Raw genomic sequence first — 11,075 nt, 5'->3', positions numbered from 1 at the left:
CCTCGAAAGTAGCGGGTGCTTTTCTGGTTCTCTTTTGGCACGCAAAAGAGAACTTAACCCCGCGTAACCGCGCTCTAACCCCGCGCCACTAGCGCGCGCACCCACTTAAAGAAAAACCTCCTCTGTGACGATATGTATCTTCCCCTGCTTTTCCATCACTTCCTCCTCCGGCAGCGGCTTCGGCCTTTGGGCCAGCATCCACCACCCGGCCCAGACGGCGGGGACTGCCACCGCGAGGGCCAGCCCCGGCCAGAGCACCGCCGGGTATCGCAGCGCCGCGCTGCCGGGCCAGAACACCGCCGCCGCGCAGAGCGCCTGCGCTGTCCAGCCCTCCCAGAAGATTGTCGTCCATTGTGTTTCCTGTTTCATGCTTCCTGCCTCCTTTGACCCCAATATAACGCACCCCGGACGAAAAATGAGCCGAAACGGCCCGCCACGCACAGAAAAACATCCCGGCGCGAGACCGGGATGCTTTTCTAGTTCTGGTCATGGCTCTTCCCCACCCACGAGCACACCACCCCGCATATAAGGCTCGTCGTGATGCCCGCAGCCGCAGCCGTCAACCCCCCGGTGAGGATGCCGATGGCCCCCTCCTCCTCGATGGCTGTCCGCACCCCCTTGGCCAGCAGATGCCCGAACCCCAGCAGGGGCACGGTGGCCCCACAGCCCGCGAACTCCGCCAGCGGCCCATACCACCCCACCGCCGAAAGGATGACGCCCGCCACCACATAGCCCGTCAGGATGCGGGCCGGGGTCAGGCCGGTGAGGTCGATGAGCAGCTGGCCGATGACGCAGATGCCGCCGCCCACCACGAAGGCCCAGAAGTAATTCATCCGTTTTCCTCCTTCTGCTGCGGGCTGCGCAGCTCCACAAGATGGGCGATGGCCGGGATGCTCTCCTTCTGCAAAAAGGTCGTCTGGCTCATCAGTGCGCCGGTGGCGATAAAGAGCGCCCGCTTCTGCGTCCCCCGCTTGAGGCGGGGCAGGATATGCCCGCAGAGGACGGAGGCGCTGCAGCCCGGCCCGGAGCCGCCGCTCTTCACGGTCTGCTCGGTGGCATCGTAGAGGATGCAGCCGCAGTCCACATGGTTCTTGAGCAGCAGTCCCTCCGCCGCCAGCAGGTCGCGGAGGAGCTGGCTCCCCACATGGCCGAGGTCACCGGTGTAGATGCGGTCAAAGTCCTCCGGAGCGCTGCCGGTGTCCTTCAGATAGTGCAGAAGGGTGGCTGCGGCCGCAGGGGCCATGGCCGCGCCCATGTTGTTGATGTCTTTTATCTTATAGTCCTGCACCCGCCCGAAGGTGACGGCACAGAGCTGCACCCCCTCGCCCGCAGGCCGCAGCAGGCAGGCTCCCGCCGCCGTGGCCGTCCACTGGGCCGTGGGCGTCCGCACCGCACCGTAGCTCAGCGGCGTGCGGAACTGGCGTTCTGCCGCGCAGAAATGGCTGGACGTCATGGCCAGCAGGCCGTCGGCCATCCCGGCGCTGCACAGCGCCGCGCCGAGGCCCAGCGCCTCGGCCATCGTGCTGCACGCGCCGAACAGGCCCGCGAAGGGGATGCCCAGCTCCCGCATGGCGTAACTGGATGCGGTGCACTGGGCCTGCAAGTCCCCCGCCAGCACGAGGCTTACCTTTTCGGGGGTCGTCTGGGCCTTTTTAAGGCAGAGCCGCGCCGTTTGCAGGGCCAGCTCCTTTTCGGCGGCTTCCCAGCTGGACTGGCCGAAGAAGTTGTCGGCACTCAGCGCATCGAAGCAGGCGGCGAGGGGGCCTTCGCCCTCCTTTTTGCCGCCGATGGCCGCATGCGCCGCCACGACGGGCGGCGTCTGGAACAAAAGGGTATCTCCGCGGCGTGCGGCCATACAGTTTCCTCCTTTATGGGGCTGATTTTATCCGCTTTTTGTGGTATACTGGGGTTTCGGCAGGCGGATGCAATTTTCGCACCCTCTCCTGCGTATTCTGGACAGAGAGCTGTTTTATCCAAGCAGCCAGCAGACGCTGCCGTAGAGCACCGCCGCCAGCGTGCCGTAGACGATGACCGGCCCGGCGATGAGGAACATCTTCGCGCCGGTGCCCAGCACCCGGCCCTCGGTCTTGAACTCGATGGCCGCACTGACCACTGCGTTGGCGAAGCCTGTGATGGGCACGAGGGTGCCCGCGCCCGCCTTCGCGGCCAGCTTCTGGTAGAGGCCCAGCGTCGTCAGCAGGGCCGACAGCACCACCAGCGTGCAGCTGGTGAGGGTGCCGGCCAGTTCTTTGTCCAGCCCCATGGTCAGATACCACCCCCGCAGCACCTCGCCCAGCAGGCAGATGCCGCCGCCCACGCAGAACGCCCAAAGGCAGTCTCTGCCCAGCGGCGAGGGCGGGCCGACCCGGCGCACCCTGCGCCCGTATTCCTCAGCCGACATTTTCATCCTGTTCGCCTCCCGGGAATAGGATGTCCTCCCCTGTGGAAAAATATACACACCCAACCGGAAAGAAGGTCTTTTATGAATCCCTCCACTCCTCATCCTCAGCGCCGACGCCTCACCCGCGCTGAGCTGCGCCGCCGCAGGCGCAGACGTGCCATCCGCCGGGTGGCCGGGCTTACTCTGATGCTCTGCGTCGCCGCGGGCGGCGTCTCCTTCCTGCTCACCCGCCGCGCCGCCATCCCCAGCGCCTCGGCGGCGTCTGCGGCCCCTCTCCCGGCGCAGAGCGCCCCGCAGGAGGCCGCAGCGTCCAGCGTCCCCGAGAACACCGCCCCCTCCAACGCCCTCGGCCTCACCGCCGACGAGGCCCGCGCCCTGCTGGCCGACCCGCTGATGGTGCTGGTGAACCACACCAACAAGATGCCGGACGACTACACCTTTGACACCAAGGAGTGCGGCTCTGCCACCGCCGTGAACAAGACTCTCCAGACGGCGGCCTGCGACGCCTTCCTCGCCATGCAGAAGGCCGCAGCCGCCGACGGCGTCACCGTCTGGATGCAGAGCGGCTACCGCAGCGTCAAGTACCAGACCAGCCTCTACGAGAAAAAGACCCAGTACTACCTCAACAAGGGCTATGACAACGCCGCTGCCAAGGAAAAGGCCGCAGCCGTCGTCAACCCTCCGGGCTACTCCGAGCACAACTGCGGCCTCGCCGCCGACCTGAACAGCCCCGAGCACACCGGGCTGGACGAAGGCTTCGAGAACACCGCCGCTTTCCGCTGGCTCTGTGCACACGCCGGGGACTACGGCTTCATCCTCCGCTACCCGAAGGACGCCGAGGACAAGACCGAGATCATCTACGAGCCGTGGCACTGGCGGTATGTCGGCGTCGAAAATGCGGCCCGGATCAACGCCAGCGGCCTCTGCTTCGAGGAGTATATCCAGACGCTGCGGGACATCGCGGCCGAAGGCTGACCCGACCGGTGAAGAAAAGGTTAAAAATCTTGCAGTTCGTTTGCAATCCGAACCTCGTTATGATAGACTGATAAGGGTCTTGGGCCGACGCTTTTCGGTGCGGCCGGGCCTTGGAAATTTAACGACAAAAGAGGGAAATCTTCTATGAATATTCGTCTGAAACTCGTCCTTTCTGCTGCTGCGCTGGCTGCGGGCTGTGTCCTGCTGACAGGCTGTGGCGGCTCTGCCTCCTCTGCATCCTCTGCGGCCTCCTCCGGGGCTGCCAGCCAGAGCGCCTCTGAGCCTGCTGCTTCCGTCTCCGCCGAGGAGAACGGCGCTTCCGACGCCGTGGCCTCTGCCGTGGACGCCCTGCTGGAAACGAACCCCATCTCCAACCAGTTTGAGATCACGGCCATGAACATCGAGTACGACTTCGGCCTGAAGGCCGACGATGTCACCAGCTACAAGGGCATCAAGAGCAACGACAACGGCGACGCCGGCCTCGTGCTGGCCATCCAGCCCGCCGCAGGCAAGGCACAGGATGTCATGGACACCCTCAAGACCTACCAGCAGGATCAGGTGGCCTTCTACGGCAACTACGCCGAGTTCGCGGAGGCACAGTCCAACGTGGAGAATGCCATCATCGACGGCAGCGACGACCTCGTGGTGATGGTCATCGCCTCCAACGGCTGCTCTGCCGACCTGACCAGCGCCGTCAACGGCGTTCTGGGCAAGTAAAGAAGCGCTTCCGGGCCGGTGCCGCAGCGGCATCGGCCTTTTTCGCTTTGGTAAAACCTCTCACGCAGCGCCTCCCGGCGCTGTCCGCTCCCCCCACCGGGGAAAGTCCGAAAGGAGACTGACGCCGTGGTCTTCAGCACCATCATCTTTCTGCTGCGCTTTCTGCCCATCACGCTGGCGCTCTATTACCTCGCGCCCCCGAAGCTCAAAAACACCGTCCTCTTCCTGTGCAGCCTCGTGTTCTACTGCTGGGGCGAGGTGCGGTTTTTCCCGGTCATGCTGGCTCTCATCCTTATCAACTACCTCTGCGGACTCGGGCTTGAGCGCTTCGACCGGAACCGGACGGCCCGCCTCGTTCTGCTGCTCATCGCACTGGCGGGCAGCCTCGGGATGCTCTTCTACTTCAAGTATGCAAACTTTGTGCTCAGCAGCCTCAACGCCCTCTTCGGCACCAGCTTTGCGTCCATCCCGGGCATCAGCGTGCTGCCGCTGGGCATCAGCTTCTACACCTTCCAGACCCTCTCCTACACCATCGACGTCTACCGCCGGGACGTAAAGACCGAGCACAACATCATCGACTTCGGCGCTTACGTCGTCATGTTCCCCCAGCTCATCGCAGGCCCCATCGTCAAGTACCGGGACGTCTCCGACCGCCTCCACGTCTACAAAGGCCGCTATAACTTAAAGCAGATCGAGGAGGGCATGACCTTCTTCACCTTCGGTCTGGCGAAGAAAGTCCTGCTGGCCGACGCCGTCGGCGCCCTCTGGACCGACATCATCGGGGTAGCGGACAGCCCCTCCGTCTCCTTCGTGGGCCTTGCCAACGCCTCCACTCCGCTGGTCTGGCTGGGCGTCATCGCCTACTCCTTACAGCTCTATTTCGACTTTTCCGGCTACTCCATGATGGGCATCGGCATGGGCAAGATGCTGGGCTTCGACTTTCCCCAGAACTTCAACTACCCTTATATCTCCGCCTCCATCACCGAGTTCTGGCGGCGCTGGCACATGACCCTCTCGGGCTGGTTCCGGGAGTATGTCTATATCCCCCTCGGCGGCAACCGGAAGGGCCTCCGGCGTCAGATCTTCAACCTCTTCGTCGTCGAGCTGCTCACGGGCATCTGGCACGGCGCGAACTGGAACTTCATCTGCTGGGGCTTATACTATTTCGTGCTGCTGGCTCTGGAAAAGCTCTTCCTGCTGCCCTATCTGAAGAAGGGCAGGGTCTGGCCCCATCTCTACACCCTCTTCCTCGTGGTGGTGGGCTGGGCCATGTTCGTGGGCAACGACGCGGGCGTGGAGTTCGGGCTGCTGTTCCAAAAGCTCTTTATCCCCTCCGGCGGCGTGATGCCCCTTTACTTCCTGCGCAACTACGGCGTGCTGCTGGCGGTCTCTGTCCTCTGCTGCACCCCGCTCATCGAAAAGCTGTGGGACCGGCTTTCCCGCCATGCCGTCACCAAGGCGCTGACCATTCTGGCCCTCCTGACCATCTCGATGGCCTATGTCGTGGGCAGCACCAACAGCCCGTTCCTGTATTTCAACTTCTAAGAGGAGGCGCAAACGATGGCGAAACATTCGAAGCGCTCTGCTTCCATCTTCCGTTACCCGGTGCTGCTCGCATTCAGCCTGTTTTTCGTGGGGCTGTTCGCCCTCGACCTCGTCACCCCGGACAGGGCCTATAGTGAGCTGGAAAACACCACCCTCTCCCAGCGGCCCAGCCTGTCCAGCTTCTCGGCAGACGGCCTGAACAAGTTCTTCACGGCCTACACCAAGTACGTCAAGGATCAGGTGGCGGGCCGCGACAACTGGGTCGCCCTCCAGAGCACCGTAGAGACCAAGGTGATGCAGAAGGAGCAGAGCGGCGGCATCCTGCTGGGCAAAGAGCATATGATGTTCCCCCGCACCTACGGTCTGGTCTCCAGCGAGACGCGCACCCTGCCCAAGAATACAGCCGCCCTTGAAGCCCTCTGCCAGCGGTACCCGGGCCTCGTCAATGTGATGCTGGTGCCTGCGGCGTCCGCTGTCTACCCTGAGAATGTCCCCGCAGGCGCTCCCCTGCTGGACGAGGACCGTTATCTCGACGCTCTCTCGGAGGCCGTGCAGACCGCCGGAGGCCGGTTTGTGGACGTGCGGCAGACCCTCGCCGACCACAAGGGCGAATATATCTACTACCGCACCGACCACCACTGGACGAGCACCGGCGCATACTACGCCTACCAGCAGCTCTGCACCGCACTGGGCCTTACGCCCTTTGACCCCTCGGCCCATACAGCCCGGACGGCAGAGGGCTTCTACGGCACCCACTACTCCAAGGCCCGGACGCCCGACGCCGAGCCGGACACCATCACCTACTACGACCTGCCCAACGCCCTGACCATCTACACCGTCACCGCCCCGGGCCAGCCCGCCGAGGGCGAGACCACCGGCCTCTACGACACGGACAAGCTTTCCGTCTACGACAAGTACGCCATGTTCCTCCACGGCAACAACGGCCTGAGCCGCATCAAGGGCGACGGCACCGGGCGCGGTCGAATTTTGGTCATCAAGGACAGCTACGCCAACTGCTTCGTGCCCTACCTGACGGCCAACTATGCCGACATCGACGTGGTGGACTTCCGCAACTACAACTACGGCCTCGACCAGCTCATCGCGGACAACGGCTATGACCAGATCCTCGTGCTCTACAGCTTCGACAGCTTCAAGAGCGACCCCTACCTCTACCGGGCTGGTGCCGCAGGCTGACGCTGGGAATTATTGCAGTGCTTTTCCACAAACTTCAGGGCTGTTTTTCATGCATTTTCCCGGGTTTTTGTCGTTTCTAGCCAAAACACTTGCACAAAACACGGCCTTGTAGTAGAATGATGCTGACAGAGAATATGGTTCTGTCTGAGGGAAATTCAGGCGGTGTACCGCCTGCTGATACAAAAGGAGTGTTTCACCTATGAAGAAATATATGGAGCTTCCCGCTGGTTATACCGCCCTTTCCGAAGATGAGATGACCTACACCTCCGGCGGCAGCGCTGTGGGCGGTGTCGTCACCGTCGTGGGCGTCGCTGTTCTGGCTTCCAGCTATGTCTGGGGCATCTCGCAGGCCAAGGATTGGCTCAGTGTTTCCAGCAACCGCAAGGGCAACCTCTTCACCGTGCTGGGCCGTGCGTCCGACGCCCTCAGTGAGGATATGTCCAAGTCCCCCTCCAACTTCCTGCGTGACACGGTGGCCGCCGGTACGGTCATCGCTCTTGCCCCCCTGAGCGCCATCCTGCTCATCCTGTAAGCTTCCCCCGCGGCGTTCCGTAAGCTTCGCCTCTCTCTTGAAAAAACGATGCACCGTGCATCGTTTTGGGATATTGTTCGTAAAGGAGTGCTACTATGGAAAACATCATGATGCTTCCCGCTTCCTATTGCGTGATGAACGAAGAGGAAATGACCTATACCTCTGGTGGTGCCAACATCGTTCAGGCAGCTGCTGCTGTTTTTATCCCGTTCTACGGATGGTTCGCCGGTGTCGCCGGTGTGCGCGACTATCGGAAGTCTCATCCGAAGGACTGGACCAGCACTGGCCCGGATGCTCTGACCCGTTATATGGATAAGAGCGTCGCCAATGCATTCTACGGCCTCGGCTGCACCTTCTGGACGGTGTCCAGCTGCTTCACGGGCGTCGGCCTCTTGATCAACGCACTTGTCATCTTCAGCTGATAAGTCAGGAGACTCCAAAGAACAACAAAGGCGGGTGCCCTTCCCCATCGGGAAGGGCACCCGCCCTCTTTTTACGTTTTACTGGAACATATCCTTCAGCTTCTTGAAGAAGCCCTTGCGCTTTTCGTAATTCTCTTCTTTCAGAGTGCCCTCGAACTTCTTCAGAGCGTCGCGCTGGGTCTTGCTGAGCTTCTTGGGGATCTCGACCTCGCACCTGACGTACATATCACCCCGGCCCCGGCCATTCAGGTACTGGATGCCCTTGCCCCGCAGGCGGAAGGTGGTGCCGCTCTGGGTACCCTCGGGCACAGTGACCTCCACCTTGCCGTCGATCGAGGGCACGGTGATGCTGTCGCCCAGAACCGCCTGACTGTAGGTGATGGGGACGATGACGTAGACATCGTAGCCGTCGCGCTGGAACACCTCGCTGGGACGGACCGTGACCATCACGATGACGTCACCGGCGGGGCCGCCGTTGGCACCGGCGTCGCCCATGCCCCGCAGTGCAAAGCTCTGATCGTCGTCGATGCCCATGGGGATGGACACCTCCAGCGTCTTCTTTGCTGCGGTCTTGCCGCTGCCGTGGCAGCTCTTGCAGGGGTTCTTGACCAGCTTGCCCTTGCCGCCGCAGCGGGAGCAGGGCTGCTGGGTCTGCATGACACCGAAGGGCGTGCGCTGCTGACGGATGACGAAGCCTCTGCCGCCGCAGTCGGGGCAGGTCTCAGGGCTGCTGCCGGCAGCGCAGCCGCTGCCGTGGCACTCGGTGCACTCCTGCTGACGGGTGATGGTGATGTTCTTCTTGCAGCCATGCACCGCCTCGTCAAAGCTCAGGGTGATGCGCACCCGGATGTCCTGACCCTTGCGAGGGGCGTTGGGGTTCGCGGAGCGGGCCGAGCCGCCAAAGCCGCCGAAACCGCCGCCAAAGATGTCGCCGAAGATGTCGCCCAAGTCCACACCGTCGCCGCCGAAACCGCCGCCGAAGCCGCCCGGGCCGCCGCCGTTCTGGGCCGCATAGTTGGGGTCAACTCCGGCAAAGCCGTACTGGTCGTAGAGCTGGCGCTTCTTCTCATCGGAGAGCACCTCGTTTGCCTCGTTGATCTCCTTGAACTTTTCCTCGGCTTCCTTGTCGCCGGGGTTGTAGTCCGGGTGGTACTTCATGGCCAGCTTGCGGTAAGCCTTCTTGATCTCCGCATCGGTAGCCGTCTTGGATACACCCAGCACTTCGTAGTAATCGCGTTTCTCCTGTGCCATAATCCAATCACCTCTCATGTAGCAGCAACCTCCCTGTTCCAGCAGCGCGCTGCTGTTTCCCGTGCAGCGAGACTGAGAGGTCCTCTATAACCAGCAAGAGCCGCCCCGGCAAAACCGGAGCGGCTTTTGCTATTCTACGCGTGCGTCCGCCGGTTTGGCCGGGCACACACTGCTGTGTCTCAGATCAGACTTCCTTGAAATCTGCGTCCACAACGCCGTCATCGTTCGGCTTCTGCTGGTCGTTTGCGCCAGCGTCGGGGCCGGGCTGTGCGCCTGCGGCCTGCTGGGCAGCAGCGGCAGCCTGATACATCTTCTCAAAGACATGGCTCAGAGCGTCCTGCTTTGCCTTGATGTCGTCGATGGAACCGGACTGGACAGCGGTCTTCAGCTCGGCCAGCTTTGCCTCAGCCTCGCTCTTGACGTCGGCGGGCATCTTGTCGCCGTTCTCCTTCAGCATCTTCTCCGTCTGGAAGACCATCTGGTCGGCACCGTTGCGGATGTCCACTTCCTCGCGCTTCTTCTTATCGTCGGCAGCAAACTGCTCTGCTTCCTTCACAGCCTTGTCGATGTCGTCCTTGGACATATTGGTCGAAGCAGTGATGGTGATGTTCTGCTCCTTGCCGGTGCCCAAATCCTTTGCGCTGACCTTCACGATGCCGTTTGCATCAATATCGAAGGTGACTTCGATCTGAGGCACGCCGCGGGGAGCCGGAGCGATGCCGTCCAGATGGAAGACGCCGAGGCTCTTGTTGTCCCGTGCGAACTCACGCTCGCCCTGCAGGACGTTGATCTCAACCGAGGGCTGGTTGTCCGCAGCAGTCGAGAAGACCTGACTCTTGTGGGTGGGGATGGTGGTGTTGCGCTCGATGATCTTGGTGCAGACGCCGCCCAGAGTCTCGATGCCGAGGCTCAGAGGAGTGACATCCAGCAGCAGCAGACCCTTGACGTCGCCCTGCAGGACGCCGCCCTGAATGGCAGCACCGACAGCCACGCACTCATCGGGGTTGATGCCCTTGAACGGCTCGCAGTTCAGCTCTTTCTTGACTGCATCGTAGACGGCGGGGATACGGGTGGAGCCGCCGACCATCAGGACCTTCTTCAGATCCGATGCGCGCAGGCCTGCATCCTGCAGAGCCTTGCGGACAGGGGTCATGGTGCGATCGACCAGATCCGCAGTCAGCTCATTGAACTTTGCGCGGGTCAGGGTCATGTCGAGGTGCTTGGGGCCGGTAGCGTCGGCGGTGATGAAGGGCAGGTTGATCTGGGTGCTCATTGCGCTGGACAGCTCGATCTTTGCCTTCTCGGCAGCCTCCTTCAGGCGCTGTGCGGCCATCTTATCCTTGCGCAGGTCGATGCCGTTCTCGGTCTGGAAGGCGTCTGCCATCCAGTCGATGATGCGCTGGTCGAAGTCGTCGCCGCCCAGATGGGTATCGCCGTTGGTGGCCAGAACTTCGGTAACGCCGTCGCCCATCTCGATGATGGAGACATCGAAGGTGCCGCCGCCCAGATCGTAGACCATGATCTTCTGGTCATCTTCCTTATCGATGCCGTAGGCCAGAGAAGCGGCGGTCGGCTCGTTGATGATACGCTTGACGTTCAGGCCGGCGATGGTGCCTGCGTCCTTGGTGGCCTGACGCTGGCTGTCGTTAAAGTAGGCAGGAACGGTGATGACAGCCTCGGTGACAGGCTCGCCCAGATAAGCCTCGGCGTCAGCCTTCAGCTTCTGCAGGATCATCGCGCTGATCTGCTGGGGGGTGTACTCCTTGCCGTTCAGGGTCACCTTGTGGTCGGTGCCCATCTGACGCTTGATGGAGGACACGGTGTTCTCGGGGTTGGTGATGGCCTGACGCTTTGCGACCTGACCGACCAGACGGTCGCCGGTCTTGGTGAAGCCAACAACAGACGGGGTGGTGCGTGCGCCCTCAGAGTTTGCGATGACGACAGGCTCGCCGCCCTCCATGACAGCCACGCAGCTATTCGTAGTACCAAGGTCAATACCAATGATTTTGCTCATAAATGAAGTCTCCTCTCAAAAGAA

Annotated in this window: 12 protein-coding genes; 6 read left to right on the top strand and 6 right to left on the bottom strand. The window is 62.0% G+C overall.

Annotated elements, in window-relative coordinates; genetic code table 11:
- Positions 1 to 105: 105 nt before the first annotated feature.
- The 4 genes from LKD23_RS09235 to LKD23_RS09220 all read right to left on the bottom strand — a co-directional run bounded on the left by LKD23_RS09235 (position 106) and on the right by LKD23_RS09220 (position 2,407).
- On the bottom strand, positions 106 to 369 hold the full coding sequence (locus tag LKD23_RS09235) for a peptidoglycan synthetase (protein WP_227621402.1): 264 nt from the start codon (positions 367 to 369) through the stop codon (positions 106 to 108).
- Between the two features lie 107 nt (positions 370 to 476).
- Positions 477 to 833 carry a SpoVA/SpoVAEb family sporulation membrane protein gene (locus LKD23_RS09230; RefSeq protein ID WP_227621401.1) on the bottom strand — a complete coding sequence of 119 codons (357 nt, stop codon included), beginning with the start codon at positions 831 to 833 and terminating at the stop codon, positions 477 to 479.
- Complete coding sequence (locus tag LKD23_RS09225; RefSeq protein ID WP_227621400.1) at positions 830 to 1,855, bottom strand: stage V sporulation protein AD; 1,026 nt, start codon at positions 1,853 to 1,855, stop codon at positions 830 to 832. Before LKD23_RS09225 ends, LKD23_RS09230 begins: the two co-directional genes overlap by 4 nt.
- 114 nt (positions 1,856 to 1,969) lie before the next feature.
- Positions 1,970 to 2,407 carry a SpoVA/SpoVAEb family sporulation membrane protein gene (locus LKD23_RS09220; protein WP_227621399.1) on the bottom strand — a complete coding sequence of 146 codons (438 nt, stop codon included), beginning with the start codon at positions 2,405 to 2,407 and terminating at the stop codon, positions 1,970 to 1,972.
- A gap of 75 nt (positions 2,408 to 2,482) precedes the next feature.
- On the opposite strand from LKD23_RS09220, the gene LKD23_RS09215 reads away from it, so the two are divergent.
- The 6 genes from LKD23_RS09215 to LKD23_RS09190 all read left to right on the top strand — a co-directional run bounded on the left by LKD23_RS09215 (position 2,483) and on the right by LKD23_RS09190 (position 7,786).
- On the top strand, positions 2,483 to 3,376 hold the full coding sequence (locus tag LKD23_RS09215) for a M15 family metallopeptidase (RefSeq protein ID WP_227621398.1): 894 nt from the start codon (positions 2,483 to 2,485) through the stop codon (positions 3,374 to 3,376).
- 144 nt (positions 3,377 to 3,520) lie between these two features.
- On the top strand, positions 3,521 to 4,093 hold the full coding sequence (locus LKD23_RS09210) for a DUF4358 domain-containing protein (protein ID WP_227621397.1): 573 nt from the start codon (positions 3,521 to 3,523) through the stop codon (positions 4,091 to 4,093).
- Between the two features lie 126 nt (positions 4,094 to 4,219).
- Positions 4,220 to 5,638: an MBOAT family O-acyltransferase gene (locus tag LKD23_RS09205; protein WP_227621396.1), complete on the top strand. Its 1,419-nt coding sequence runs from the start codon at positions 4,220 to 4,222 to the stop codon at positions 5,636 to 5,638.
- Between the two features lie 15 nt (positions 5,639 to 5,653).
- Positions 5,654 to 6,832: a DHHW family protein gene (locus LKD23_RS09200; RefSeq protein ID WP_227621395.1), complete on the top strand. Its 1,179-nt coding sequence runs from the start codon at positions 5,654 to 5,656 to the stop codon at positions 6,830 to 6,832.
- A gap of 199 nt (positions 6,833 to 7,031) precedes the next feature.
- Entirely contained in the window at positions 7,032 to 7,364 is a 333-nt protein-coding gene (locus LKD23_RS09195; protein ID WP_227621394.1) for a hypothetical protein, read from the top strand.
- A gap of 95 nt (positions 7,365 to 7,459) precedes the next feature.
- Positions 7,460 to 7,786: a hypothetical protein gene (locus LKD23_RS09190; RefSeq protein WP_227621393.1), complete on the top strand. Its 327-nt coding sequence runs from the start codon at positions 7,460 to 7,462 to the stop codon at positions 7,784 to 7,786.
- 78 nt (positions 7,787 to 7,864) lie between these two features.
- On the opposite strand, the gene dnaJ is transcribed toward LKD23_RS09190, so the two are convergent.
- Both dnaJ and dnaK read right to left on the bottom strand, forming a co-directional pair.
- Positions 7,865 to 9,037, bottom strand: coding sequence for a molecular chaperone DnaJ (gene dnaJ, locus LKD23_RS09185; RefSeq protein ID WP_227621392.1), 1,173 nt, complete (start codon positions 9,035 to 9,037; stop codon positions 7,865 to 7,867).
- Between the two features lie 184 nt (positions 9,038 to 9,221).
- On the bottom strand, positions 9,222 to 11,051 hold the full coding sequence (dnaK, locus tag LKD23_RS09180) for a molecular chaperone DnaK (RefSeq protein ID WP_227621391.1): 1,830 nt from the start codon (positions 11,049 to 11,051) through the stop codon (positions 9,222 to 9,224).
- Positions 11,052 to 11,075 lie beyond the last annotated feature (24 nt).

The organism is Faecalibacterium butyricigenerans, from assembly GCF_020687345.1.
GTDB lineage: Bacteria > Bacillota > Clostridia > Oscillospirales > Ruminococcaceae > Faecalibacterium > Faecalibacterium butyricigenerans.
This window is presented reverse-complemented; position numbering and strand designations above follow the sequence as displayed.

Excerpts from the sequence above, each read along its gene's own strand:
- LKD23_RS09215 (WP_227621398.1), top strand. The coding sequence starts at position 2,483 with ATGAATCCCTCCACTCCTCATCCTCAGCGCCGACGCCTCACCCGCGCT.
- LKD23_RS09225 (WP_227621400.1), bottom strand. The coding sequence starts at position 1,855 with ATGGCCGCACGCCGCGGAGATACCCTTTTGTTCCAGACGCCGCCCGTC.
- LKD23_RS09210 (WP_227621397.1), top strand. The coding sequence starts at position 3,521 with ATGAATATTCGTCTGAAACTCGTCCTTTCTGCTGCTGCGCTGGCTGCG.
- LKD23_RS09220 (WP_227621399.1), bottom strand. The coding sequence starts at position 2,407 with ATGAAAATGTCGGCTGAGGAATACGGGCGCAGGGTGCGCCGGGTCGGC.
- LKD23_RS09195 (WP_227621394.1), top strand. The coding sequence starts at position 7,032 with ATGAAGAAATATATGGAGCTTCCCGCTGGTTATACCGCCCTTTCCGAA.
- LKD23_RS09230 (WP_227621401.1), bottom strand. The coding sequence starts at position 833 with ATGAATTACTTCTGGGCCTTCGTGGTGGGCGGCGGCATCTGCGTCATC.
- LKD23_RS09200 (WP_227621395.1), top strand. The coding sequence starts at position 5,654 with ATGGCGAAACATTCGAAGCGCTCTGCTTCCATCTTCCGTTACCCGGTG.
- dnaJ (WP_227621392.1), bottom strand. The coding sequence starts at position 9,037 with ATGGCACAGGAGAAACGCGATTACTACGAAGTGCTGGGTGTATCCAAG.
- LKD23_RS09235 (WP_227621402.1), bottom strand. The coding sequence starts at position 369 with ATGAAACAGGAAACACAATGGACGACAATCTTCTGGGAGGGCTGGACA.
- dnaK (WP_227621391.1), bottom strand. The coding sequence starts at position 11,051 with ATGAGCAAAATCATTGGTATTGACCTTGGTACTACGAATAGCTGCGTG.
- LKD23_RS09190 (WP_227621393.1), top strand. The coding sequence starts at position 7,460 with ATGGAAAACATCATGATGCTTCCCGCTTCCTATTGCGTGATGAACGAA.